Origin of the sequence: Halalkalicoccus paucihalophilus, assembly GCF_001593955.1 — an archaeon.
GTDB classification, from domain to species: Archaea; Halobacteriota; Halobacteria; order Halobacteriales; family Halalkalicoccaceae; genus Halalkalicoccus; species Halalkalicoccus paucihalophilus.
Map to the genome: position 1 here is coordinate 472997 of NZ_LTAZ01000004.1, position 23096 is coordinate 496092.

Annotated in this window: 24 protein-coding genes, 1 tRNA gene and 1 pseudogene; 14 read left to right on the plus strand and 12 right to left on the minus strand. The window is 66.1% G+C overall.

Annotated features, from left to right (window positions below; all coding sequences use genetic code 11):
- Positions 1–34 precede the first annotated feature (34 nt).
- Positions 35–823 (minus strand): DUF63 family protein, encoded by a 789-nt coding sequence (locus tag HAPAU_RS07605; protein WP_066381248.1) that lies wholly within the window; start codon positions 821–823, stop codon positions 35–37.
- Between the two features lie 266 nt (positions 824–1089).
- Here HAPAU_RS07605 and HAPAU_RS07610 point away from each other — a divergent pair, with 266 nt between their 5' ends.
- The 5 genes from HAPAU_RS07610 to HAPAU_RS07630 all read left to right on the plus strand — a co-directional run bounded on the left by HAPAU_RS07610 (position 1090) and on the right by HAPAU_RS07630 (position 8109).
- Positions 1090–1770 (plus strand): helix-turn-helix domain-containing protein, encoded by a 681-nt coding sequence (locus HAPAU_RS07610; RefSeq protein ID WP_066381249.1) that lies wholly within the window; start codon positions 1090–1092, stop codon positions 1768–1770.
- Between the two features lie 79 nt (positions 1771–1849).
- Positions 1850–2485, plus strand: coding sequence for a deoxyribose-phosphate aldolase (deoC, locus tag HAPAU_RS07615; RefSeq protein WP_066381250.1), 636 nt, complete (start codon positions 1850–1852; stop codon positions 2483–2485).
- A gap of 192 nt (positions 2486–2677) precedes the next feature.
- Positions 2678–4933: an amino acid permease gene (locus HAPAU_RS07620; RefSeq protein ID WP_066381251.1), complete on the plus strand. Its 2256-nt coding sequence runs from the start codon at positions 2678–2680 to the stop codon at positions 4931–4933.
- Between the two features lie 73 nt (positions 4934–5006).
- On the plus strand, positions 5007–6818 hold the full coding sequence (locus tag HAPAU_RS07625; RefSeq protein ID WP_066381252.1) for a formate/nitrite transporter family protein: 1812 nt from the start codon (positions 5007–5009) through the stop codon (positions 6816–6818).
- Between the two features lie 46 nt (positions 6819–6864).
- The gene (locus HAPAU_RS07630) at positions 6865–8109 is read left to right on the plus strand and encodes a tRNA (N(6)-L-threonylcarbamoyladenosine(37)-C(2))-methylthiotransferase (RefSeq protein ID WP_066381253.1); all 1245 of its coding nucleotides are present in this window, start codon (positions 6865–6867) and stop codon (positions 8107–8109) included.
- On the opposite strand, the gene HAPAU_RS07635 is transcribed toward HAPAU_RS07630, so the two are convergent.
- The 3 genes from HAPAU_RS07635 to HAPAU_RS07645 form a co-directional block, all read right to left on the minus strand.
- Positions 8106–8990 carry a mechanosensitive ion channel family protein gene (locus tag HAPAU_RS07635; RefSeq protein ID WP_066381255.1) on the minus strand — a complete coding sequence of 295 codons (885 nt, stop codon included), beginning with the start codon at positions 8988–8990 and terminating at the stop codon, positions 8106–8108. The genes HAPAU_RS07630 and HAPAU_RS07635 overlap by 4 nt on opposite strands.
- 73 nt (positions 8991–9063) lie before the next feature.
- Positions 9064–9987: a cation diffusion facilitator family transporter gene (locus tag HAPAU_RS07640; protein WP_066381257.1), complete on the minus strand. Its 924-nt coding sequence runs from the start codon at positions 9985–9987 to the stop codon at positions 9064–9066.
- 39 nt (positions 9988–10026) lie between these two features.
- Positions 10027–10563 carry an HIT family protein gene (locus HAPAU_RS07645; protein ID WP_066381259.1) on the minus strand — a complete coding sequence of 179 codons (537 nt, stop codon included), beginning with the start codon at positions 10561–10563 and terminating at the stop codon, positions 10027–10029.
- A 116-nt stretch (positions 10564–10679) separates the two neighbouring features.
- On the opposite strand from HAPAU_RS07645, the gene HAPAU_RS07650 reads away from it, so the two are divergent.
- The gene (locus HAPAU_RS07650; RefSeq protein WP_066381261.1) at positions 10680–10880 is read left to right on the plus strand and encodes a DUF7835 family putative zinc beta-ribbon protein; all 201 of its coding nucleotides are present in this window, start codon (positions 10680–10682) and stop codon (positions 10878–10880) included.
- Positions 10881–11018: 138 nt separating this feature from the next.
- Here HAPAU_RS07650 and map read toward each other — a convergent pair whose 3' ends face one another.
- Positions 11019–11915, minus strand: a complete 897-nt coding sequence (gene map, locus HAPAU_RS07655) for a type II methionyl aminopeptidase (protein ID WP_066381263.1) — start codon at positions 11913–11915, stop codon at positions 11019–11021.
- A gap of 124 nt (positions 11916–12039) precedes the next feature.
- Here map and HAPAU_RS07660 point away from each other — a divergent pair, with 124 nt between their 5' ends.
- Both HAPAU_RS07660 and HAPAU_RS22760 read left to right on the plus strand, forming a co-directional pair.
- Positions 12040–12678 carry an SOUL family heme-binding protein gene (locus tag HAPAU_RS07660; protein WP_066381264.1) on the plus strand — a complete coding sequence of 213 codons (639 nt, stop codon included), beginning with the start codon at positions 12040–12042 and terminating at the stop codon, positions 12676–12678.
- A 48-nt stretch (positions 12679–12726) separates the two neighbouring features.
- The gene (locus HAPAU_RS22760; protein WP_281177874.1) at positions 12727–12852 is read left to right on the plus strand and encodes a hypothetical protein; all 126 of its coding nucleotides are present in this window, start codon (positions 12727–12729) and stop codon (positions 12850–12852) included.
- 462 nt (positions 12853–13314) lie between these two features.
- Here HAPAU_RS22760 and HAPAU_RS07665 read toward each other — a convergent pair.
- A tRNA-Val gene (locus HAPAU_RS07665) sits at positions 13315–13389 on the minus strand.
- Positions 13390–13529: 140 nt separating this feature from the next.
- Here HAPAU_RS07665 and HAPAU_RS07670 point away from each other — a divergent pair.
- Positions 13530–15233 carry an adenine deaminase C-terminal domain-containing protein gene (locus HAPAU_RS07670; RefSeq protein WP_066381265.1) on the plus strand — a complete coding sequence of 568 codons (1704 nt, stop codon included), beginning with the start codon at positions 13530–13532 and terminating at the stop codon, positions 15231–15233.
- On the opposite strand, the gene HAPAU_RS07675 is transcribed toward HAPAU_RS07670, so the two are convergent.
- The gene (locus tag HAPAU_RS07675; protein ID WP_066381266.1) at positions 15227–15760 is read right to left on the minus strand and encodes a cob(I)yrinic acid a,c-diamide adenosyltransferase; all 534 of its coding nucleotides are present in this window, start codon (positions 15758–15760) and stop codon (positions 15227–15229) included. The two genes, HAPAU_RS07670 and HAPAU_RS07675, sit on opposite strands and share 7 nt — an antisense overlap.
- 142 nt (positions 15761–15902) lie before the next feature.
- On the opposite strand from HAPAU_RS07675, the gene HAPAU_RS07680 reads away from it, so the two are divergent.
- The 4 genes from HAPAU_RS07680 to HAPAU_RS07690 all read left to right on the plus strand — a co-directional run bounded on the left by HAPAU_RS07680 (position 15903) and on the right by HAPAU_RS07690 (position 18313).
- Positions 15903–17117: an MFS transporter gene (locus tag HAPAU_RS07680; RefSeq protein ID WP_084383688.1), complete on the plus strand. Its 1215-nt coding sequence runs from the start codon at positions 15903–15905 to the stop codon at positions 17115–17117.
- Between the two features lie 126 nt (positions 17118–17243).
- On the plus strand, positions 17244–17528 hold the full coding sequence (locus HAPAU_RS07685; RefSeq protein WP_066381271.1) for a hypothetical protein: 285 nt from the start codon (positions 17244–17246) through the stop codon (positions 17526–17528).
- 53 nt (positions 17529–17581) lie between these two features.
- On the plus strand, positions 17582–17743 hold the full coding sequence (locus tag HAPAU_RS21615) for a DUF7838 family putative zinc beta-ribbon protein (RefSeq protein ID WP_169802632.1): 162 nt from the start codon (positions 17582–17584) through the stop codon (positions 17741–17743).
- A gap of 132 nt (positions 17744–17875) precedes the next feature.
- Positions 17876–18313 (plus strand): low molecular weight phosphatase family protein, encoded by a 438-nt coding sequence (locus tag HAPAU_RS07690; protein ID WP_066381273.1) that lies wholly within the window; start codon positions 17876–17878, stop codon positions 18311–18313.
- Positions 18314–18355: 42 nt separating this feature from the next.
- On the opposite strand, the gene HAPAU_RS07695 is transcribed toward HAPAU_RS07690, so the two are convergent.
- Complete coding sequence (locus HAPAU_RS07695) at positions 18356–19156, minus strand: arsenite methyltransferase (RefSeq protein ID WP_066381277.1); 801 nt, start codon at positions 19154–19156, stop codon at positions 18356–18358.
- Positions 19153–19524, minus strand: a complete 372-nt coding sequence (locus HAPAU_RS07700; RefSeq protein WP_066381279.1) for an ArsR/SmtB family transcription factor — start codon at positions 19522–19524, stop codon at positions 19153–19155. The genes HAPAU_RS07695 and HAPAU_RS07700 overlap by 4 nt, the downstream gene beginning before the upstream one ends.
- Before the next feature lie 49 nt (positions 19525–19573).
- On the opposite strand from HAPAU_RS07700, the pseudogene HAPAU_RS07705 reads away from it, so the two are divergent.
- A pseudogene (locus HAPAU_RS07705) lies at positions 19574–19789 on the plus strand (ACR3 family arsenite efflux transporter); the annotation flags it as partial.
- A gap of 5 nt (positions 19790–19794) precedes the next feature.
- Here the strand turns inward: HAPAU_RS07705 and nikR are convergent.
- The 3 genes from nikR to gcvPA all read right to left on the minus strand — a co-directional run bounded on the left by nikR (position 19795) and on the right by gcvPA (position 23046).
- Positions 19795–20220 (minus strand): nickel-responsive transcriptional regulator NikR, encoded by a 426-nt coding sequence (gene nikR / locus HAPAU_RS07710; protein WP_066381283.1) that lies wholly within the window; start codon positions 20218–20220, stop codon positions 19795–19797.
- 64 nt (positions 20221–20284) lie between these two features.
- Positions 20285–21712 (minus strand): aminomethyl-transferring glycine dehydrogenase subunit GcvPB, encoded by a 1428-nt coding sequence (gcvPB, locus tag HAPAU_RS07715; RefSeq protein ID WP_066381285.1) that lies wholly within the window; start codon positions 21710–21712, stop codon positions 20285–20287.
- Positions 21709–23046 carry an aminomethyl-transferring glycine dehydrogenase subunit GcvPA gene (gene gcvPA / locus HAPAU_RS07720; protein WP_066381287.1) on the minus strand — a complete coding sequence of 446 codons (1338 nt, stop codon included), beginning with the start codon at positions 23044–23046 and terminating at the stop codon, positions 21709–21711. Before gcvPA ends, gcvPB begins: the two co-directional genes overlap by 4 nt.
- Between the last annotated feature and the right edge of the window lie 50 nt (positions 23047–23096).

The window sequence follows — 23096 nt, forward strand, 5'->3', positions numbered from 1 at the left end:
CCACTCGGTTCACGGAGTTGTGACCGACAACTCATTACCCGACCGCGAACAGCAGCAGGTTATGGACGCCGGGGCCGAATCCGACGGCGGCGATCAGCGCGAGCAGCAGGTAGCCCTCACTTGGTTCGTCCTCGACGTACTCGGCCATGAGCCAGACGATCCCACAGGCCAGTGTGAGTTTCACGAGGACGAACAGCCAGCCGACGCCGATCGCCTCCGAGGTGGGAAGCGTCTCGGCAAACTCCATGATCGCCCGCGGGAGCGGCGAGCGTTCGGTGACCTCCAGTACGTCGATCCCGACTGCCGTCGAGACACCGTCGAGGGCGTGTGCGAGGACGACCAGCGCGCCGGCCGCGCCGGTCGTCGCCGCCACGCCCGGAACCGCACGCCGGAAGAGTCCCCACGTCCCCGCCGCGAGGGCGATCGAGCAGGCGAGCGCGACCAGCGGCCAGACGGGCGTGATCGTCCCCCGCGTGTAGCCGACGGCGAAGGCCGCCGCGACCGCGAGCAGCGCCGCGAGCGTGCCCGCCGTGGCGAGGATCCGGTCGTCCGTGACCGCCCAGATCGCCCCCGCGAGGACGAACGTACTGACGTAGACGCTCGGGGTCCCGAAGAGCGGCGCGAGAGTCGGGGGAACGGCGTCGATCACCTCGAGGACGTGTGCGGCCGCCCCGGCGACCATCCACGGGACGAACGCCAGCACCGTCGTCTCCCTGATCGGGGGTCGCCGACGCCACAGTGCCGCCGCGACCGCCGCAGACGCGGCGAGCAGGGCGAGGAGATACGGGATCGAGGGGAGGGAAAAACCGTCGGGGAGGACCATGCGAACGCATCCCGCCGTGAAATAGAAAGCGTTGCGATACGATCCCCGTCGAGCACCCGGCGACGGTTGGGACCGTCCGTGACTCCGGCGACCGTTCGTGACGGTCCCCGACCCTTTCGTAGAGTCTGATCGACAATATATCGGATCGAACGATCATACACGGACAGTACAGCCCCCGTCCTGCCTATTCTGACCTAGCGCCTCCGACACAGGTATGGGATCCGAACGATCTGAACCCTTATTCCGATCGGCGGTGTTACGGCAGTATGGTATCGATCATCGAGTTTCGGATCCCCCTCGACCGGTTCGCGTTGGCCACGACGTTCGAGGCGGTGGCGGAACTCGACGTCGAAGCCGAGCGCTTCGCTGTGCAAGCCACCAATTCCGTTATCCCGTTCGTCCGAGTCGAGACGGACGATTTCGAGGCGTTCGAGCGCGCGCTCGCGGTCGATCCCTCCGTCGAGGCCGCCTCCTGTATCGCCGACTACGGCGACGAGCGGCTCTACCGGATGGAGTGGGGCGACGATGTCGGTTTCGTCCTCGACCTCCTGCTCGAAGAGGACGGGGCGATCACGGCCCTCCGGACGGGCGGGGAGGCGTGGGAGTTCCGGCTGATGTGTCCCGAACACCACTCGCTCTCGGAGATCTACGCGTTCTGCGAGGAGAACGGCCTCACGCTCTCCGTCGATGCGATCTACGAACCAGACAGCAGCGACGGCTCGGAACACGGGCTGACCGACTCACAGCACGCATCGCTCGTGAAGGCCAAGGAGATGGGCTACTACGACGTCCCCCGTGAGGTCTCCCTCTCCGACCTCTCGGACGCGCTCGGTGTCTCCCATCAGGCGCTCTCCGAGCGCCTCCGTCGCGGCCACGGGCGGCTCATCGAGCGCACGCTGCGTTCGTACGACGACCGGACCAACGGCCCGATACGGCCCGAGCAGTGATCCCGGCCGGCCGATGTGGGTCCGCGAATCGGTGTCGGTATCGGTAGCCTATTTGGTTCCGGAGCGTCTCCGACGGCGCATGGACAGAGCGGAGTTCGCCGCGGCCATCGATCACACCGTTCTCGGACCCGAGACCACCCTCGAGGACGCCCTCGAAACCGTCGAGGAGGCCGACGAGTACGGAATGAACGCCTGCATCCCGCCGTGTTACGTCGAGGAGGCCGGCGAGCACCGCCCCGAGGTGACGCTTGCGACCGTCGTGGGTTTCCCCCACGGCCAGAACTCGCCCGAGACCAAGCGCAAGGAGGGCGTCGAGGCGTGGCGGGCGGGCGCGGACGAACTCGACGTGGTCTGCAACCGGGGCCGCCTGCTCGGGGACGAATCCGAGCGCTTTCACGAGGAACTCGCCGAGATCGTCGCCGCGGTCCCGATTCCTGTGAAGGTGATCCTCGAGACGAGCGAGCTGACGGGCGAGGAGATACGCCAGGCCGCAGACCTCGCCGTCGAGGCCGACGCCGCGATGCTCAAGACCTCCACGGGCTTCGGCGAGGGCGGGGCGCGCGTCGAGGACGTCGAGTTGCTCGCGGAGTACCTCCCGGTGAAGGCCAGCGGTGGCATCGGCGACTACGAGACGGCGATGGCGATGCTCGAGGCGGGGGCCGAGCGGATCGGCGCCTCCTCGGGGGTCACGCTGATCGAAGGGTTTCCCGACTGATACTGTCGGTCGGAACCGACGGGCCGGACGGATCCGATTTCCGGTCGGCGTGCCCGTCGAACGACTGGCCGGCTTCGAATCTGTTAAGGAGTTACCTCGAAAAGGGACGCCCATGTCATCGTCTTCGAGTTATGCGGACCGGGAACGCGGTAGCACAGGCGATAGCGTCCACCCGAACGGACACGAGCGGTAATGGCCGACGAAGAACTCGCCAAGGACCTCGGCCTGCTGTCGGCACTCACCATCGGGATCGGGACGATGATCGGCGCGGGCATCTTCGTCCTCCCGGGGGCGGCCGTCAGCATCGCCGGCCCGCTCGCGGCCGCGTCGTTCGTTCTGGGCGGGGTCATCGCGCTGTTTACCGCGCTGTCGGCCAGCGAACTCGGCACCGCGATGCCGAAAGCCGGCGGCGCGTACTTCTACATCAACCGCGCGCTCGGGCCGCTCTTTGGCTCGATCGCGGGTTGGGGCAACTGGATCGGGCTGACCTTCGCCTCGGCGTTCTACATGTTCGGCTTCGGCGAGTACGTCGCCGCGTTCGTCTCGGTGCCCGGGATCGGCACCGGGGCTCTCGCGCTCTCGGGCCCGGAGATCGTCGCGCTGCTGGGGGCTGGCTTCTTCGTCGGCGTCAACTACGTCGGCGCGAAGGAAACCGGCAGGCTCCAGAACGTCATCGTCGTGACGCTGCTCGCGATCCTCGTGGTGTTTACCTTATTCGGCGTTCTGAACGCCGACTTCGAGACGCTCCGGCCGCTCGCACCCGACGGCTATACGGCCCTGCTCCCGGTCACGGGGCTGATCTTCGTCTCGTATCTCGGCTTCGTCCAGATCACCTCCGTCGCAGAGGAGATCAAAAACCCCGGGAAGAACCTCCCGATCGCGGTCGTCGGTAGCGTCGTGATCGTGACGGCGATCTACGCGCTGGTGTTGATCGCGGTGCTCGCGGCGGTGCCCAACTCGCTCGTCGCCGGCAACGACACCGCGGTCGTGCAGGTCGCGGAACTACTCATCGGGCCGCTGGGCGGGGCCGCGATGCTGTTCGGGGGGCTGCTCGCGACGGCATCCTCGGCGAACGCCTCGATCCTCTCGTCGTCGCGGATCAACTTCGCGATGGGCCGTGAGAAGATCGTCAGCCCGAAGCTCAACGAGATCCACCCGAAGTTCGGGACGCCGTACCGCTCGATCGCGATCACCGGCGCGTTGATCCTGCTGTTCATCGTCGTCGGCGACCTCGAACTGCTCGCAACGGCGGGAAGCGTTCTCCACCTCGTCGTCTACGGCCTGTTGAACGTCGCGCTGGTCGTCATGCGCGAGGCCAATCCCTCGGGATACGACCCCGATTTCACGGTCCCCTTATATCCGATCACCCCCATACTGGGGGCCGTGCTCTCGTTCGCGCTGATCGGCTTCATCGAGCCGACCGTGATCGTCCTCTGTGCGGTATTCGTCGCCTTCGCGGCGGTCTGGTATCTCGCCTACGCCCGGACCAAGACCGAACACGAGGGCGTCCTCTCGGAGTACATCCTCACGCGTTCGGAGGAGATGCCCGACGCCGCGGTCTCGGCCGCAGAAAGCGTCAAACCCGATGCCGCCGACTACCGGGTTCTCGTGCCGGTTTCGAACCCCCGGACCGAGGAGAACCTCATCACGCTCGGAAGCACCATCGCGAAGGCCAACGGGGGGACGGTCCACGCCGTCCACATCGTGCAGGTGCCCGATCAGGTGCCCCTGTCGGCCGCCGCAGACCACATCGACGAACTCGACGCTACCTCGACGACGCTGCTCGAACAGGCCCGCGAAAACGCGGAGACCTTCGGCGTGCCGGTCGAGACCCACACGCTCGTCTCGCATCGCGGGTTCGAGGAGGTCTTCGAGGCCGCCCGGACCTACGAGGCGGACGTGACGATCATGGGCTGGAGCGAGGATCGTCCGTGGGCTGCCGGACGGGCCGAAGGCACCTTCGACGAGCTCACGCACGACCTGCCGTGTGACTTCCTCGTTCTCAAAGACAGGGACCTCAGCGTCGACCGGGTCCTCGTGCCGACGGCGGGCGGGCCCGACTCAGACCTGAGCGCCGAGATCGCCCGTACATTGCGCGATCATGTCGGCTCGTCGATCACGTTGTTGTACGTCGTCGACGGCGAGGACGAGTACGAGGAGGGCGAGACGTTCCTCACGGAGTGGGCGGCCGGCCACGGCCTCTCGGGTGCGGAGATCCTGATCGACGAGTCGGGTGACGTCGAGGACGCGATCGGGCGGGCTTCCGAAGGACGTGATCTCGTCATCATCGGGGCGACCGAGCGGGGGCTGCTCTCGCGATTGCTCAGCGCCTCGCTCGTCTTCGACGTGATCGACGAGGTCGAGTGTTCCGTGCTGCTCGCCGAACGCCCCTCGAAGCGCTCGATCCGCGAGCGGCTGTTCGGGTCCGGCTCCGACGCCGAGAACTGACCGCCCCCGCGTCGGTGCGCACTATCGGATCAAAAGCCAATTGCTTAGTCCCCGCTGCGAGTTGGACCGACCAATGAGTGATTCCGATCGTCCCGACGACGGTGACGCCGTTCGGGACGCGGTCGAACGGTCCAGAAGCGGCGCTCCGGCGGCCGGTGCGGTCGTGCGCGACCGCTTCTCCGCTGATGAGGTGTTCCAGCGGATCGTCGTCGTCGCCGACGAGGAGATCACCTCGGGGAACCGCGAACTGTTCTTCAGCGCGCTCGCCGCTGGCTTCGCGATCACGATCACGGTCATGCTCTATGCCTCGTTGACGGCGTCGACGAACGAACACCCGATCCTGAGCGCGCTGTTGTACCCGCTGGGGTTCATCTACATCATCATCGGCGGCTATCAGCTCTACACCGAGAACACGCTCCCGCCGGTCGCGCTGACCCTCGAACGGCTGGCGAGCATCCCGCAGCTGTTGCGCCACTGGCTGATCGTTCTCGTCGGCAACTTCACCGGCGGCTCGATCGGCGCCGCGGTGCTCGCGTGGGGCGGCGTGTTCTCGCCGGAGGCGGCGGCGGCGGCGATACACCACGCGGAACACGGCTTGGAGACGAGCGCATCGGCGTTGTTCTTCAAAGCCGCCTTCGCTGGATTGATCGTCGCCGGCGTCGTCTGGATCGTCTATGCCTCCCGGGACACGATCTCCCGGCTCGTGATCGTCTATCTCGCGTTCCTCGCGATCCCGCTCGGTGATCTGTTTCACGTGGTGACGTCGTTCACGGAGATGATCTTCATGGTCTTTGCCGGTGACCTCGGGTTCGTCGTCGGGATGACCGACTTCGTCCTGCCGGTACTGCTCGGCAACACGATCGGCGGGATCGCGTTGGTAACGGTCGTCAACTACTTCCAGACAACCGAGCAACGACTGGAATCCGTCCGGTTCGAGGGGGCAGACCGCCAGCTCACGCCCCGCGAGTGGGCCTTCGGCGGTCTCATCGGCCGCTCGTACGTCCCGATGGTCGATACCACCGACCCGGTCGTCCACGACAGCTCATACCGGATCGTGGTCCCGATCGCGAACCCGCGGACGGAATCGCGGATCGTCGAGATCGCGTGTGCCCTCGCAAGCCGCAAGGAGGACGCGACTGTCCACGCGGTTCACATCATCCAGACGCCCGGCAGGAGAACGATGAACGCTGGCGCCACCCAACGCGGGCGGATCGTCGAACGCTCCGAGGAGCAGATGGAGACTGTCCGGGACACGATCGAGGGATACGACGTCGGATGTGAGACCTCGACGATCGTCTCCAAGCGGTCGTTCGAGGAGATCTTCACCGTCGCCGGACGCGAGAACGCCGACCTCGTGTTGATGGGCGGCGAGGACAACCAGCTGTGGACCGCCGCCCGGGCCGAGCGCCCGCTCAGCGAACTGACCAGCCGCCTTCCCTGTGACTTCCTCGTCCTGAAGGATCGCGGCCAAGACGCCTCGCGGATCCTCTTGCCGACCGCCGGCGGGCCGGATTCGGATCTGAGCGCCGAGGTCGCCGCCGCGCTCCGGGAGACCGTCGGCTCGGAGGTCACGCTGTTGCACATCGTCGACGGTCCCGAGGAGCGCGAAGAGGGCGAGCAATTCCTCGCGGACTGGGCGACCGAACACGGCCTGGGGGACGCCGAGTTCGTCGTCGACGACTCGGGCGACATCGAGGACGCGATCGGACGGGCCGCGGTCGATCACACCATGGTGGTGATCGGGGCGACCGAACGGGGCCTGCTCTCGCGGCTCGTGACCGGCACGCTGCATTTCGACGTGCTCAACGAGGTCGATTGCTCGCTGTTGCTCGCAGAACGCCCGAGTGGACGGAACCTCCTCGCGCGGCTGTTCGGGCGCCGATAGGGACACGATCCGTCGGGCTTTTCCTCTCCGAAGCGCTCTCTCGGATATGGCCCGGTATCACATCGAGACCTACGGCTGTACCTCGAACCGCGGCGAGAGCCGCGCGATCGAGTCCGCGCTGCGCGACGCCGGCCACTACCGGGCGGAGGGTCCCGAGACTGCCGATGTCGCTATTCTCAACACCTGCACCGTCGTCGAGAAGACCGAGACGAACATGCTGCGGCGGGCCGAGGAGTTGGAAAACGAAACCACGGATCTGATCGTCACGGGCTGTATGGCGCTCGCCCAGGGCGAGGCCTTCGCCGACATCGACGCCCGCGTGATGCACTGGGACGAAGTGCCCCAAGCCGCGCTGAACGGCGAGTGTCCAACCCCCGGCCCCGGTGTCGAGCCCGTTCTCGACGGCGTCGTCGGTATCCTCCCGATCGCACGGGGCTGTATGTCGAACTGCTCGTACTGCATCACCAAGCACGCCACCGGCCGGGTGGACTCGCCGAGCGTCGAGGCAAACGTCGAGAAGGCCCGCGCGCTGGTCCACGCCGGCGCGAAGGAGATTCGGGTTACAGGCCAGGACACCGGTGTCTACGGCTGGGACACGGGAGAGCGAAAACTCCCCGAACTCCTCTCGCGGATCTGTGCGATCGAGGGCGACTTCCGCGTGCGCCTCGGGATGGCGAACCCCGGCGGGATTCACGGCATCCACGAGGAACTCGTCGAGGTATTTGCCGACAACGAGAAACTGTACGACTTCATCCACGCGCCGGTCCAGTCGGGAAGCGACGAGGTGTTGGAGGAGATGCGCCGCCAACACAGGGTCGGGAAATTCAGGGAAGTCGTCGACACCTTCGACCGCGAACTCGACTATTGGACGCTTTCAACTGATTTCATCGTCGGCTTTCCGACCGAAACCGAGGCCGACCACGAACTGAGCATGGACCTCCTCCGAGAGGTCCGCCCCGAGAAGGTCAACGTCACACGCTTCTCGAAGCGACCGAAGACCGACGCCGCCGAGATGAAGGGCCTCGGCGGGCAGGTCAAGAAGAACCGGTCAAAAGCGATGAGCGAGTTAAAGCGGGAGATCGTCGGCGAGGTCTACGAGGGGATGGTCGGCGACGAGCGGGAGGTCCTCTGTGTCGAACCGGGCACCGGCGACTCGGTGAAGTGCCGGGACTCGGCCTACCGGCAGGTAATCGTGCAGAACGCCTCGGAGTGGGGAGTCGAACCGGGCGACTTCCTCGACGTGGAGATCACCACGAGCCAGACGATGTACGCGTTCGGGAAGCCGGTTTAGCGCCCCTCAGAGCCCCCGGCAAGATCGTACGGACCACCACCGCGGAGTTCGACGCCGACCTCCCCACCGAGTTCGGTCGCCCCCGCCCCATCGAGATCGATCCCGGCCTCCCGAAGCCGAGTCGCGATCTCGCGGGCGTACTCCGAGCGGACACGCGCGAACGCTTCCCGGGTGGGGTCGGCTATCCAGATTCGGGCCGAGAGTCGAACCGCCCCGTCGACGGTGGTGACTCTGACCGAGGGTTCCGGCGTATCGAGCACCTCCGGGTGGTCCTCGGCGGCGCTCACGAGCGTCGCGACGGCGGCCTCTATGTCGTCGCCGTGACCGAGTTCGAGCGGGAGTTCGATCCGCAGTCGGTCGTTCAAGACAGGGTTGACGACGGTCGTGGTCGTGAGCGCGGCGTTCGGGACGGTGACGACCTCGTTGTCGAACGTCCGCACGCGGGTCGCCCGGAAGCTGATGTCCTCGATGGTCCCCTCGCCGTCCTCCCACCGGATCCAGTCGCCGATGTTGAACTTCGGGTCGGTGACGATGAAGACGCCGCTGACGACGTTGCCGACGACGTCCTGGGCGGCGAATCCGAGTGCGACCGTCAGGGCCGCGACGACGATCGCCGAGCGATTCAGCAGATGGCCGAGTCCGGCGACCCACAACCCGGACACGACGGCCGCAACGACGACACCGACCCCGAGCAGTTGCTGGAGTCCCCGCTGAAGCGTCGGCTCCGTACCCTTGAGTTCCATCAGTGAATCCGCTATCGGTACCACGACGAACCGGCCGAGGGCGTACACCAGCGCGAACGTGAGGAGGAACGTCGCGACGTTGTCGAGGAGGGTCGCATAGGCCGAGAGCAACTCGGTAACGCGGGTACCTACGGGCACGGGTAGTTCGACGCGACGCTCCCCCTCAAACCTTCGCCCGGCACGCCGCTCCGCCGGGCGATCCGGCGGCTACTCAGTCGTCCTTCTCGAACTCGAGTAGTCGGTCGGCTTCCGCGTCCTCCTTCCACTCGCCGAGTTCCTTCGGATCGATGTGGACGAATACGTCGTCGATCTCGGGGAGTTCACGCACCGTCTCGACGATCTCGCTTTCGATCTCGTGTGCTTCGAGCAGGGTTCGCTCGCCCTCGACCTCGATGTGCAACGAGACGTCGATCTCGGGGCCGACGTAGTGGGCGACGACGTCGTGGACGCCCTCGACGTCGGGATGGACGATGGTCCGGCGGACGATCTCCGCGTGGAGGTCCTCGGGCGGCGCGCGGCCGATGAGGTAGTCGACGTTGTCCCTGAGGACGTCCCAGCCGGTGTAGAAGATCCCGGCCGAGACGACGATGGCGGCCAGCGGATCGAGGATCGGGAGGCCGGCGCGGGCACCGAGAACGCCGACGAGTGCGGCGACGACGGTCAGGACGTCGTTCCTGCTGTCGAGGCCGGTCGCGACGATCGCGGGCGAGTTGTGCTCGTTGCCGACGCGAAGACAGAACCGATAGAGCCCGAGTTTCACCGCACCGGCCCCGACGAGGACGACGACCGCGGCAGGGCCGGTCGTGACGGCGATCTCCCCGGCGTACAGCGCGCGGGCGGCCTGCCAGAGGATCACGCCGCCGGCGGCGAAGATGGCCATCGCGATGAAGAGCGAGACGAGCGGTTCGATGCGCTCGTGGCCGTGGGGGTGGTCGGTGTCCGGCGGCTGGGTCGTCAGGTAGAGTCCCGCGAGGATGACGAAGCTGTAGATCACGTCCGTGAGGCTGTTTACGGCCTCCGAACCGACCGCGAGGCTCCCCGTTCGAAACCAGACGATCGCCTTCGCGACGACGAGCCCCAGGTTCGCTCCGAGGACCAGCAAACCGACCCTGCGTACGGCCGAGGCCCGACTCACGGAACGGGGTTCACAGCGGGCGAATAAATGGGCTTCGGGCTATCCGAAGCGGACCGCGCGCTCGTCGTCACTCCCGTCGGCCCCTTCCAGTTCCCCGAACGCGTCGTGAAGCCGGTCGTAACTCTCCTCTAAGGCCTCGACGATCACCTTCGTGTCGCTTATCACCGGCATGAAGTTCGTATCGCCCTCCCAGCGCGGGACGACGTGGGCATGCAAGTGGTCGTCGATCGAGCCGCCCGCGCCCCGCCCGAAGTTGTAGCCCGCGTTGACGCCGTCGGGCGAGAACGCAGCCTCGATCGCCCGCAGGGTCCGCTGTTTCAGCCGCGCGTGATCGAGCAGTTCGTTCTCGGGGAGGGCCGCGTACTCGCCGGTGTGCCGCGAGGGGATCACCATGACGTGTCCCGGACTGTATGGGTAGTTGTTCAACAGGACGAACGCGTGCTCGCTGCGGGCGACGACGCGGTTCTCTCGGTCCGTCTCCTCGGCCTCGAACGCACAGAACACACACTCGACCTCGGGGTTCTTCCCGTCGCGTTCAACCCACTCGATGCGCCACGGGGCGAATACCTGCTCCATGTCCCCGGGTCGGTGAGCACGGCCTTAGCTACACCCCACTCGCTGCCGGCGATGACACCTATTAATACCACTCTAAAAAAGATAGATTTTTTATGATTGGGTCTAGTAACAATGTAATGGCCGCCAAAGAACGGTCCTCCCAGACGATGAACGAGTGGTGTATGACCTGCGATCGCGAGACCGAACACGCCGTCTCGCTCGAGATACGGACGGAAGGATCGAACCCCAAGACCGACCACTACTCGCGCGAACCGTACCGCCTGACGCGGTGTCTCGGCTGTGGTGAACGCCGTAGCCAGCGGATGAACAACGCCTGATCCGGTTCGGGTCGCCCTCCAATCGCGACCGCGGTTAGCCCCGCGTCGTCACCTCGCAGCCGTCCTCGGTGACGATCACGGTACGTTCGTACCTTTTACTCCGCTCGCTTCACTCGCTCGCAAAAGCTACGCTAAAACTTAGCGAGTGGTTACTTCACACCCCTCCTCGGTAACGATTACGGTATGCTCTTTCTGGCTGACCAGTGTGCCGTCGTCCTCGTTCAGGACCGGATAGCCGTGGACGAATCCTTGGGATTTCAGGCGCCGAAGCGCCATTTCGGGCCGTGAGGTGTCGAGCCATCGGGTCGCGAACGGGAGGGTACGGAACTCCTCGGTGATCTGCGCTAAGGCCTCGCGCGCTCCCCGATCGCGCACCGATCCCTCGCGTTCGAGCGCAAAGATCTCCTCGTCGCTCCCCTCCGTCACCTTGCCGCTGCCGTCGGTCGCGAAGGGCTCGATCGCGACCACGTCGCCCGCTTCGAGCGTCGTGCTCTGGGAGACCGCGCGATTGGGAACGCTCGGCTCGGTGTGCTGGTCCCAGTGGCCGAGTCCGTGACCCGAGAGGTTGACGACGGGGTTGAAACCGTAGCCCTCGATCGTCTCCTCGATTGCCGCGCCGAGTTCGCCGGTCTCGACGCCCGGTTCCACGAGGTCGATGGCGGCTTCGAGCGCCTCGGCGGGCGCTTTCGCGAGGTCGTCGTGGCCCGAGAGGTCCACGGTGATCGCGGTGTCGGCGAGCCAGCCGTCGACGTGGACGCCGATGTCGAGGTTGATCATCTCCTCGCCGAAGGTGCTCTCGTCGTCGGCGCTCGGGGTCGCGTGGGCGGCCTCCTCGTCGATGGAGACGTTGACGGGGAAAGCGGGTTCGCCGCCGAGTTCGCGGATGCGATCCTCTGCGAACTCGGCGACTGCGAGGTGGCCCGCGCCGACTTCCACCCGGTCTGCGGCCTCCTCGCGGACCTGTGCGAGGATCTCGCCGGCCTCGCGGTGTTTCTCGTGTGCCTCGCTCTCCAGTTCGATGCGGCTGTTGGGCATGGACGCGCTTCGGACGAGCGATCCAAAGCCCTTGCGTTGCGCCTTCCGACGGTATCACGAGGTACCCACTCCGCGAGTCGGATGACAGCCGATAGTACTTATCACCCGAGTGCATTTCTCCGGTATGAACCGTCGAACTACCGGCCTTCTGACCGCAGGCGTCGCCGTCATCGCGGCGATCTCGGCGAGACGCGTCTACGAGGGACGATCGGCCGAGCGCGTTCCCTACGAGGTGGTCGACCGTCTCGACGGCGTCGAACTCCGCCGGTATCCCCAAACCCTGCTGGTCGAGACGACCGCAGCCGACGGGCGAACCGCGTTCGACCGCCTCTTTCGGTATCTCGGCGGCGCAAACGACGCGAGCGAGGACGTGGAAATGACCGCTCCGGTCCGTACCGACAAGGGCGGGGAGGGCATCGAGCTCCCGATGACCGCGCCGGTCAGAACCGGCGACGGAACCGAGAGAGCCGAGGTGACGATGGCGTTCTACCTCCCCGCGGCGTACGATCCCGCGAGCGCCCCGATTCCGACGGACCCGTCGGTTCGGCTCGTCGTCGAACCGACACGAACCCTTGCGGTCGCGTCGTTCTCGTGGTACGCGACGGCAGCGCGTACAGAACGGGTCACTACACGACTCGAGGAGACCCTCGCCGGGCACAGAATCTCTCCGGCGGGGGAGCCGTTCCTCCTGCGCTACGATCCGCCGTTGACCCCGCCGTTCTTCCGGACGAACGAGGTCGCCGTCGATATCGAGGAGCCCTGAGTCGCGCTCGAGGGAAGGCTTATGGCTCAGGAGGGGTTTCCCGCGAGTATGCTAGAGGAGACGCTCGGATTCGAACCGGGAACGCTCTCGCCTGTCGTCCCCGTGGTGACGACCCTGCTGATCGCCCTGTTCGTGATCGGTCTCCTCTATCGGCTCGTCGGTCTCGTGTTCTGATCGCTCCGATCAGTTACTCGGTGACGCTCACCGGAGTTTTCGCAGGAGTTTCTTGAGTGCTTTCAGTGTGAGGATTCGTTTGAGCATGCCTTTGAGTCCAGCGTTCATGCTCCATCGGAATCCATCCGGCCACTAAGACCTTCGGCCGTCACCGGCCGGGGTCCTATACTATCGACTGGTGGATGGGTCTCGATCGTGTCCCTTCGTCCCGATCGGAGAGCTCTTCGATGCCGGGTCTGCGACTCGTGAAAACGCTCGCCGCAGGATCGCTACGCGATCCTGTTGATCAGCCCGAACGCTACGCATTCTGGTGACACCGTCAGAAATGCTCAGTGGGTTGGGGCGGATTTGAACCTCGGTCGTTCCACTCGCTGACGCTCGTTTCACTCCCTGCTTCAAATCTTCGTACCATTTCGACAGTACAGACCCCTGGCCTCGCTCGTCGTATTGTACTGCCAGAAATGGGTTGGGGCGGATTTGAACCGCCGACTTCCTCCGTGTGAAGGAGGTATCATAGCCGGACTAGATCACCAACCCGCAGCGGGTAGTTCCCTCGCGCCGGACTTAAGGATTCTGTCTCCCGGCGAGAGAAACTCACTTCCTGTGACACAACTGGTTTAGCCCCCGCTCCGGTATCACGTGCCAATGAGGACGTGCCTTTGGGCAGTGATCGACGGATGAACGACCTCCAGCCGGTCGCACTCGGCGACCAGCCCGCCGATCTCGTCGTCGAGGGCGGACACGTGTTGCTTCCCGAACTCGGCGAGTTCCAGTCGCGGGCCGTCGCGGTCGTGGACAACCGCGTCGCGGCGCTCCCCGAGGACGCCGAGTCGGTGATCGGCCCCGATACGGAGGTGATCCACGCCGACGGCGGGGCCGTCGTACCGGGGTTCGTCGACGCACACACCCATCTGGACCTGTTTCAGTGTTACGAACTCGCGTACCACTACTCGCTTGAGGGCGGGACGACAACGGTGATATCGGAGTGTTCGGCCTTCGGCGCGTTCGGCCCGCGCGGGATCAGGGAGTTCCTCGCGGCGACGGCCTACCTCCCCGTGACGGTCCGGGCGGCGCTCCCGCCGACCCCGCTGTTCGACACCTTCGAACCGCCCGGAGCGACGGGCGAGGACGCGAGCGAACTGATCGACCTGCTGGAGGACGACCGGGTCGTCGGCGTCGGCGAGACCGACTGGATCCACGCCGTCGGCCGCGATACGCCCGCCGAAGCGCTCTACGAGCGTGCCCACGAACTCGGCAAGCCGGTGACGGGCCACGCCGCCGGCTGTCGGGGCGAGAAGCTCGCGGCGTTTTCCTCGATCATCGACGACGACCACGAGGCGATCACCCGCGAGGGGGTCATCGAGCGCGCCGAGAACGGGATCCACGTCGTCGGGCGCTGCGGGTCGGTCCGCGACGACATCGAGGCGCTCGCCGCGGCTACCGACCGGGTCGACTCCGCCGAGTGCTCGCTGTCGAGCGACGGGGTCTGGCCGCGGGACCTGTCCGACGGCCACATGGATCGCGTGATCCGCCGCGCCATCGAGGCCGGCATCGCCCCCACGGACGCGATCCGGATGGCGACGCTCTCGGCGGCCCGTCACTTCGGGCTCGACGACCGGGGCTCGCTCGCGCCGGGCAACGTCGCCGACGTGGTCGTGCTCTCGGATCTGGAGGAGGTTCGAGTGGAGACCGTCGTCAGCGGCGGAGAGGTCGTCGTCAGAAACGGTTCGGCGACGGTCGGTCCACGAAACCGCGAGTATCCCGAGGCGTTCTACGACGACGTTTCGATCCCCACCGATCCGGGGACGTTCTCGGTTCCCGCCGACGGAGAGTCCGTCCGTGCGATCTCCCTCGAAGGCGGGCTGTTGACGGGTGAGACGCGCGTCTCGCCGCCGGTCGAGGACGGCGAGTTCCGGCCCAATCCCGACGGGGACGTTCTCAAGGTCACGCTTCTGGACCGGCGGCGAGGGCACGACGACGGTTTCACAGGGTTTCTCACGGGGTTCGGCCTCGAATCGGGGGCGGCGGCTACCTCGCTCACGTGGGAACGCCCCGGCGTGGTCGTCGTCGGAACCGACGAGATCGAGATGGCGCGTGCCGCAGCGCGCGTCGAGGAGATGGGCGGCGGGTGGACCGTCGCCGACGACGGGATCGTCGCTGAACTCCCCCTCCGGGTCGGCGCGACCTGTTCCGATCTCGACGTCGAGGAGACGGCGACCCTGTTGGGAACCATCGAGAGCGCACTCCGGGCGCGTGGAGTCGGAATCGACCGACCGCTGCTCGCGGTCCAGACGCTCTCGTTTCCGGGCGTGCCGTCGCTGAAGCTGTCGTTTTCGGGGTACGCCGACATCAGAGCGCACGAACTCGTCGGGCTTCAGTAACTCGGGTTCTCCTCGCGGCTCCCCTCGCGTTTGTTCACCGCCCGTGCGATGACGAACAGCGCGTCCGAGAGCCGATTAAGGTAGGTGACGGCCGCTTCGTTTACCGGTTCCGCGCCCGCAAGTGCGACCGCGCGGCGCTCCGCCCGACGGGTCACGGCACGGGCGTGGTGGAGTTTCGCCCCCGCCTCGCTCCCGCCGGGGAGGATGAACTTCTGGAGGGGATCGAGTTCGTCGTCGTAGCCGTCTATCCATCCCTCCAACTGCTCGACGTGGTCCTCGCGCACGCGGTGGTCGTCCTCGTCGGGCTCCGGGTTCGCGAAGTCGGCCTGTACGATGTGGAGGTGGTTCTGGATCCCCGCCAACTGCTCGTCGATGTCGTCGTAGCCCGTCGGTCTCACCGTCCCGAGCAGGGCGTTCGCCTCGTCGACCGTTCCGTAGGCCTCGATCCGCGGGTCCGTCTTCGCGACCCGATCCATGTTCTGCAGGTCGGTCATTCCTTCGTCGCCGCGACCCGTGTAGATCTTCATACCCCATCGACGGCGGACGGCTACTTAGCTCCCGGCGTCTCCCGGCAGTCGGTGCCGGAGCGACAACCCCTAAGCGCGCGAGCGGGCTACGGCCCGTCATGCGTCTCGCCCGTTCATCGCGCACGCGGAGGCCGTGTACGGCGTGAACCGTGCGCGCGCGGTCGTCCTCGCGGTCATTTTCAGCACCTTCTTCGTCGGCTTCGGCGGCGGCGTCGTCTTCCCGATCCTCCCCAATCTGGGCACCGTACTGGGAATCTCGCCGTTTCTCGTGGGCGTCATCCTGAGCGCGAACCGCTTTACCCGCACGATAGCGAACACCCCCGCGGGCGCGCTCGTCGACCGGATCGGCACCCGCAGGCCCTTCATCGCGGGGCTGTTCGTCGAGGCGGTCGCCACGCTGGGGTATATCGTCGCGATGGTCTCCCCGTACCCCGAGGCGTGGTTCCTGCTCGCGCGCGTGATCTGGGGGATCGGCAGCGCGCTCGTCTTCGCGACGGCCTACACCATCGCCGCCGACGTCAGCACCGGCGCCTCGCGGGGGACCAACATGGGCGTCGTCCGGGGCGGGATGACGCTCGGCTTCCCCGCCGGCCTCGTGCTGGGCGGGGTCGTGAGCGAACTGTTCTCGATCCCGACGGCCTTCGCGCTCGCGGCGGCGTTCGCCCTCGTCGCGGGCGTACTCGCGTACGCGACCGTCCCCGAAACCCACGTCAGCGAGGCGAAGACGGCGATCAAGCCCTGGGAGATCGAGACGACCGTTCCCGCGCTCACAGTGGGCCTCGTCAACTTCGGGCTCTACTTCGCGTACCTCGGCGCGCTCTTCTCGACGCTCGTGCTCTTTCTGGCCGCCAACGACTTCTCCGTATTGGGCTACGGCCCGCAGGCCACCTCGGGCGTGCTCATGGCGATCACCGTCCTCTCGGCGTCGGTGTTGATGCTCGGCGGCGGGGTCGTAAGCGACCGTCTGGGCATGCGCGTGCCCGTCCTGTGTGCCTTCCTCGCGGTCTCCTTCGTCGGATTCCTCCTGCTCACCGTCGCGGAGTCGGTCGGCGGACTGGTCCTCGCCTGTGTCTTCATCGGCGCGGGACAGGGCGGCACCAGCGGCCCGCTGATCGCCCTCCTCGCTGATTTGACGCCCGACGAGCGGACGGGCCGAGCGATGGGCACGAACAACGTCCTCGGGGACGTCGGCGGCGGTCTCGGGCCGATGGTCTCGCTGCCGCTGGTCGAATCGATCGGCTTCTCGCCGGTCTACGCCGCGTGTGCGGTCGTGCCGCTGCTCGCGGGCTGTGTACTCGTCTACGGCGTCTATCACCAGACCGGCAGCGTCAGTCCCCGGACCTCGATCGGAGACTGATCCATCCGGCTACGACCGACTTACCGACATCCCGATGACCGGCCGTCAGGACCGCTACCACACGGCGCGTGTCACGCGACGACATCTCAGATTACCTTTATAATCCGCCGTCGGGAACGATTATCCATGACGAAACGGCCGGTGGTCATCGAGATCGAAAAGCAGGGGAAAACGTATCGGGTCGAACTCCGAGAACGGGATTCCGGGCGTGCGCTCGACAGCCGCACTCTGGACGGATCCGACGGCTCGGAGGCACCGTACAAACACGTCTGCAAGGTCCGACTCCCGGCCGAAAGCGAGCCGAAGATCGACCTCGAATCCGACGACGGCGAGGACCGTATCGTCCTGCGGGCGGCCGACCGGACGTGTTATCGGCACTCGCTTCCGACGCCCGTCTCGGTCGCGAACTGACGAGCAGGGTGTCGAATCACCACGGTTAAGCACGGTCACGTACGAAAGCCGGTATGCAGGAACTCGACCACGACTGCCCGGAGTGTGAGACCGAGCGGACGTTCTACCGGGCGGCGAGCACGACGCTCCATCTGGGCGAGAAGGTGAAATGGCACTGTCCCGAGTGTGACTACGGGTTCGTCCGGATCAACGGTATCGACTCCAGTCAGGCCTGAGCGTCGGTGGTTCGCGGAGATCCCTTCGATTCTCCCGGAGGGTGTACTACCGATATCGGCACCGCGGGGGATCTATAGCGATATATAGTTTTCATAGCAACGGTGAAGCCGATCGATAGCGTCGCACACTCCATGAGCCAAAGTTCTCCGGTGCAGTTCGGCTTCGTCTGTGTCCAGAACGCCGGCCGTAGCCAGATGTCCGCCGCGTTCGCCGAACGCGAGCGCGACCGGCGCGGGCTGGGCGAGGACGTCAGTATTATCACCGGCGGCACGTACCCGGCCGAGGCGATCCACGAGGAGGTGATCGAGACGATGCGTGAACTCGATGTCGACCTCTCCGGTCGCGTGCCTCGAGAGGTCTCGACCGAGGAACTCGAGTCCTGTGACGTCGTCGCGACGATGGGCTGTTCGACGCTCGATCTCGACGCCGAGACCGACGTGTGCGACTGGGACCTCCCTGACCCGGACGGGAAGGACCCCGAGGAGGTGCGGGCCATCCGCGACGAGATCGCGAGCCGGGTGGAGGCGCTGTTCGACGAGTACTTCGCCGAGGTCGAAGCCAAGCAATAGCCGGGCCGGCGACCCGACGGCACGCTCGGTTGCGAGCCGCGGCTACGGCTTTCGGGCCTCGATCGTCGCCGAGACGACGTATTCGCTCGGGTCGCGCTCGTCCGACCACTCCCGGATGAACTCCTCGCTGTCGTCCTTTGGCTCGATCTCGACGTCCTCGAAGCCCGCCGCCGCGAGCATCGCTTCGAGTTCCCGGATCGTCGCGGCCCCCGTGACGCAGGCCGAGACGCTCTCGGGGTCGGCCCGCAGGTCCTCGGGGATCTCGGCCGTGCGCACCACGTCCGAGACGGTCAGTCGCCCGCCCGACCGCAGGACGCGACGGGCCTCCTCGAACACCCGCGGCTTGTCCGCCGAGAGGTTGATCACGCAGTTCGAGATGATTACGTCGACGCTGTCGTCTGCGACCGGCAGGTGTTCGATCTCGCCGAGGCGGAAGCTCACGTTCTCGGCGTCGTTCTCCTCAGCGTTTTCCCGGGCCTTCTCGACCATCTCGGGGGTCATGTCGACGCCGATGACGCTCCCCTCGGGGCCGACCCGCTGGCCGGCCAGGAAGCAGTCGAACCCGCCGCCCGAACCCAGATCGAGGACGGTCTCGCCGGGCCGCAACGCCGCGATCGCCGTCGGGTTCCCACACCCCAGACCGAGGTTCGCGTCGCCCGCGACCGCCTCGATCTCCGCTGTGGAGTAGCCCAACTGTTCGCTTGTGGAGGCGGGCGAGTCACAACACGAGCCCCCCGAGTCCGGATCACAGCAGCCGTCACCGTCGCTCCCTGCAGTGGCGATCGCCGTGTACCGTTCGCGGACGGCCACGCGCTGCTCGGCCGGGTCGAGTCCGTCGGTCATCGTCGATCCTCCCGGACGGCATCGAGCGTCGCGAGCAGCGTCCGTGCGCGCTCGCTCGTGCGGTAGTACCGCCACCGACCGTCCTTTCGACGCTCGACGAGTCCAGCAGCGTAGAGCGCACTCAACGCCTGACTGATCGCGCTCTGGCTCACGGGAAGCGCGCCCTCGATCTCACAGGCACAGAGTTCTTCCTCCGAGTCCGCAAGCACCAGCAGGGCCTCGTAGCGCGTCTCGTTCGCGAGCGTCGAGAGCAGGCGCACGTCCGTCTCGACGGCTGTGGCGTCCGGCCGCCGTGCCGGGGTACAACAGGCCCCCTCCTCACCCGTCGTCGATCCCGCGTTCTCCTGAAGCCGGTTCGTCCCATTCATATTATCGTATTCTAATATAATTGTCTGCTAATATAGCTGTTGTGGTCGGATAGCAGCGAGTACCGCCGTCGCGGTCTTCGGCGTGGGTTCGGGTGTCGCCTTCGCGACCGTCGTCGGCCCGCTCATCGAGGTGCCGGTGTTGCTCGCGCTCGTCCACGTCGCACTGTACTTCCAGCGGCGCTTCGACTGGGAGGGGCGTAAAGCCGACCGTCCCGCTCCGGCGTCGGGGCGTGGGGCGACCGGCGACACGCCCGACGACGACTGAACCGCCTACTTCGAGAGCGTCGCGGCGAAGTCGTCGACTGGGATCACCGAGTAATCGACGGTGAGGACGTCCCCGGTCGCCCGGATCTTCCCGACGAACTGCGAGATGGCCTCCAGATCGCCCTCGAGGACGAACAGTTCCATACAGTAGTGATCGCCGACGTGACTGTGGAAGTTCGAAGCAACGAGCGACTCGTGTTCGTGGCGCAGGCGCATCATGCGCTCCTCGACGCTCGTCGTCTCGTAGTCGAACAGCACGGTCACGACGCCCATCAGTTCGTGACCCTCGAGTTCGCGATCCTGAAACTCGCCCAGCAGGTTCCGCGAGGCCTCCCGAACGACCTCGCTGCGGCCGGTGTAGCCGTGGTCGTCCGCGAACTCGTCGATCCTGTTCAGCAGTTCTTCGGGCATCGAGACGCTGACGACGGTCATGTATTAATCGAAGAGGGTGAAGATAGTAAGAGTTGCTACGATCCCCCTCGAAATTCGCTCGGAGTTATGAACCGTCGTCGAAGGACTGCCACGAGAGCCGGAGGTTTCGGGCCGCCTCGGTCTGGTCGATCCGTTTTGCGGTGGTTCGTTCGGGGGCGGTTTCGATCGTCTCTCGCTCCTCGCTTGCGACGGCGTCGAACGCTTCGGCGAGCTGATCCAGTGAGCGGCGGTTCTCGATCTCGGTGGGCTCGGTCATCAGCGCCTCGCCCACGAGTTCGGGCCATTTGGTGGTGGGGGGATGGACGCCGTAATCGAGCATCCGTTTGGCCACGTCGGCGGCGTCCTGCTCGCCCGCGCTCGCGACGAACTCGTGGTGGAACGGCCCGTAGGGGACCTCGTACTCGATCTGACTCGCGAGGTAGTTCGCGTTGAGAACGGCCTTCGCGCTCGCGTCGGCGAGCCCCTCGTCGCCCAGCCGGGCGATGTAAGCGTAGGCTTTGATCAACACGAGCCAATTGCCCATGAAGCCGTGGACCTTCCCGATCGATCTCTCGGGTTCGAAGAGCTCGTAGCCGCCGTCTGACGCTCTGACGTGGGGACTCGGCAGGAACTCCGCGAGCTCCTCGCTGACGCCGACCGGACCCGCACCCGGACCGCCCCCGCCGTGGGGCGTCGCGAACGTCTTGTGGACGTTGTAGTGCATCACGTCGAAGCCCATGTCGCCCGGACGCGCCCGTCCGAGCAGCGCGTTCAGGTTCGCCCCGTCGTAATACAGCAGCCCACCGACCTCGTGGACCATTTCCGCGATCTCCTCGATGTCGCGCTCGAACAGCCCCAGCGTGTTGGGATTCGTGAGCATGAGCGCCGCCGTCTCCTTGGAGAGGGCGGCTTCGAGGGCGTCGATATTCACCCGTCCATCGTCGCCCGAGGGCAGTTCGACCACGTCGTAGCCGCCCATCGCCGCGCTCGCAAAGTTCGTGCCGTGGGCGGCGTCGGGGATCACGACCTCGGTTCGCTCGTCGTCCCGGGATTCGTGATACGCCTTCGCGATCAGGATGCCGACGAACTCACCGGCCGCGCCGGCGGGCGGCTGGAGCGTCACCGCGTCCATTCCGCCGATCCGAGCGAGTTGGTTTTCGAGGCGCGCGAGCAGTTCGAGCGTGCCCTGAACGCTTTCGGGCGAGCGATCCGGGTGGACCCCCGCCGCGGGGTGGGCAGCGACGTCCTCGGTGAACTTCGGGTTGTACTTCATCGTACAGCTCCCCAGCGGATAGGGACCCGACTCGACCCCGTAGTTCATCTGGCTGAGTCGGGTGTAGTGGCGGGCCAGTTCGGGTTCGGAGAGTTCGGGAAGGGTCAACTCGTCGCGTTTCAGACCGTCGGGAAGCGGGACGTCGTCGGTATCGACGCTCGTCTCGTTTTTCTCGGCGAGATGCGGCTCGTAGCCCTCGTCGTCGGAATTCCAGCGTGCTTGCGTGTACTCGAGCGTCATCGTGCTGCCTCCCTGAACGCGGTGACCAGCGCGTCCGTTTTCTCCCTGTTCGTCTCGGTCACACAGACCTGGATCAGATGCTCGTCGATCGCGTGGACCGCGAAGCCGTACTCCTCGAGCGTCTCTCGGACCGCCTGTGCGGGCTGGTCGGTCCGAACCACGAACTCCCGGAAGTGATGACGGTCGTGGACCGGAGCCTTCACCCCGACGATGTCGTCGAGCCGCCGAGCGAGATCGACGGGCGCTTCGAGGCATTCGCGAGCGAGCTCTACGAGCCCCGAGGGGCCGAGCGAGGCCGCGTGGATCGCGGTTCGCAGCGCCACCCACGCCTGATTGGTGCAGATGTTCGAGGTCGCGCGCTCCCGGCGGATGTGCTGTTCGCGCGTCTGGAGGGTGAGCGTGTAGGTCCGCTCGCCCGCAGCGTCGGTACTCGCGCCGACCAGCCGTCCGGGGACCTGCCGGACGAACTCCTCGCGGGTGGCGAAAAGGCCGAGACCCATCCCGTAGCTCGTTCCCAATCCGAGGGTCGCGGCGTCCCCGATTACCACGTCCGCACCGATCGTCGCGGGTTTTTCGAGCACCGAGAGCGCCACCGGATCCGATCCCAGCACGAACAGCGCGTCGTGTGCATGGGCGAGGTCGGCGACCTCCTCTAACCTCTCTTCGATGGTACCCCGAACCGTCGGGCTCTCGGCGTAGACCATCACCGTCTCCTCGCCGGCGACCTCGGAAAGCGCCTCCACGTCGGCGTTCGCGTCGTCGTGTGGGTAGGTCTCGACGGTCAGTCCCGCGCCCTCCGTGTAGTTCTCGAGCACGGAGCGGCGTTCCTCTCGCATCAACTCGGGAACCAGCACCTGAGAACCGCTCGTCCCCCTCACCCTGTCGGCGAGCGCTGCCGCCTCGCCGAGCGCCGTCGCGGCGTCGTACATCGAGCAGTTGGCGATCTCCAGCCCCGTGAGTTCGACGAGCATCGACTGGTACTCGAAGAGGACTTGGAGGAAGCCCTGCGTGATCTCGGGCTGGTACTGCGTGTAGCTCGTGAGGAACTCCGAGCGGTCCGCGAGGTGGTCCACGAGCGACGGGACGTAGTGGTCGTAGTGCCCGCGTCCGAGGAACTCCGTCAGGTCGTCGTTTCTCCCCAGCAGGGTGCGCATCTCCGCGCGGAGTTCGCGCTCCCCTGTCGAGTCGATCCCGAACTCGCCGTCGAAGCGCACGGATTCGGGAATGTCGAACAGTTCCTCGACGCTCTCGGCGCCGACCGCCTCGAGCATCGCGGTCGTCTCCTCGGTTGTGTGCGGTGCGAAGGGGCTCCCGTGGCTATTCCGTGCTGTCATAACTCCTGAAAAGCGTGGCGTCTGTCCGCCGGTTCATGGCGGCTCTTACG

Bases quoted from the DNA above. Each gene is read 5' to 3' on its own strand.
- HAPAU_RS07605 (WP_066381248.1), bottom strand. From the start codon at position 823: ATGGTCCTCCCCGACGGTTTTTCCCTCCCCTCGATCCCGTATCTCCTC.
- HAPAU_RS07610 (WP_066381249.1), top strand. From the start codon at position 1,090: ATGGTATCGATCATCGAGTTTCGGATCCCCCTCGACCGGTTCGCGTTG.
- deoC (WP_066381250.1), top strand. From the start codon at position 1,850: ATGGACAGAGCGGAGTTCGCCGCGGCCATCGATCACACCGTTCTCGGA.
- HAPAU_RS07620 (WP_066381251.1), top strand. From the start codon at position 2,678: ATGGCCGACGAAGAACTCGCCAAGGACCTCGGCCTGCTGTCGGCACTC.
- HAPAU_RS07625 (WP_066381252.1), top strand. From the start codon at position 5,007: ATGAGTGATTCCGATCGTCCCGACGACGGTGACGCCGTTCGGGACGCG.
- HAPAU_RS07630 (WP_066381253.1), top strand. From the start codon at position 6,865: ATGGCCCGGTATCACATCGAGACCTACGGCTGTACCTCGAACCGCGGC.
- HAPAU_RS07645 (WP_066381259.1), bottom strand. From the start codon at position 10,563: ATGGAGCAGGTATTCGCCCCGTGGCGCATCGAGTGGGTTGAACGCGAC.
- HAPAU_RS07650 (WP_066381261.1), top strand. From the start codon at position 10,680: ATGGCCGCCAAAGAACGGTCCTCCCAGACGATGAACGAGTGGTGTATG.
- map (WP_066381263.1), bottom strand. From the start codon at position 11,915: ATGCCCAACAGCCGCATCGAACTGGAGAGCGAGGCACACGAGAAACAC.
- HAPAU_RS07660 (WP_066381264.1), top strand. From the start codon at position 12,040: ATGAACCGTCGAACTACCGGCCTTCTGACCGCAGGCGTCGCCGTCATC.
- HAPAU_RS22760 (WP_281177874.1), top strand. From the start codon at position 12,727: ATGCTAGAGGAGACGCTCGGATTCGAACCGGGAACGCTCTCGCCTGTC.
- HAPAU_RS07670 (WP_066381265.1), top strand. From the start codon at position 13,530: ATGAACGACCTCCAGCCGGTCGCACTCGGCGACCAGCCCGCCGATCTC.
- HAPAU_RS07675 (WP_066381266.1), bottom strand. From the start codon at position 15,760: ATGAAGATCTACACGGGTCGCGGCGACGAAGGAATGACCGACCTGCAG.
- HAPAU_RS07685 (WP_066381271.1), top strand. From the start codon at position 17,244: ATGACGAAACGGCCGGTGGTCATCGAGATCGAAAAGCAGGGGAAAACG.
- HAPAU_RS21615 (WP_169802632.1), top strand. From the start codon at position 17,582: ATGCAGGAACTCGACCACGACTGCCCGGAGTGTGAGACCGAGCGGACG.
- HAPAU_RS07690 (WP_066381273.1), top strand. From the start codon at position 17,876: ATGAGCCAAAGTTCTCCGGTGCAGTTCGGCTTCGTCTGTGTCCAGAAC.
- HAPAU_RS07695 (WP_066381277.1), bottom strand. From the start codon at position 19,156: ATGACCGACGGACTCGACCCGGCCGAGCAGCGCGTGGCCGTCCGCGAA.
- HAPAU_RS07700 (WP_066381279.1), bottom strand. From the start codon at position 19,524: ATGAATGGGACGAACCGGCTTCAGGAGAACGCGGGATCGACGACGGGT.
- nikR (WP_066381283.1), bottom strand. From the start codon at position 20,220: ATGACCGTCGTCAGCGTCTCGATGCCCGAAGAACTGCTGAACAGGATC.
- gcvPB (WP_066381285.1), bottom strand. From the start codon at position 21,712: ATGACGCTCGAGTACACGCAAGCACGCTGGAATTCCGACGACGAGGGC.
- gcvPA (WP_066381287.1), bottom strand. From the start codon at position 23,046: ATGACAGCACGGAATAGCCACGGGAGCCCCTTCGCACCGCACACAACC.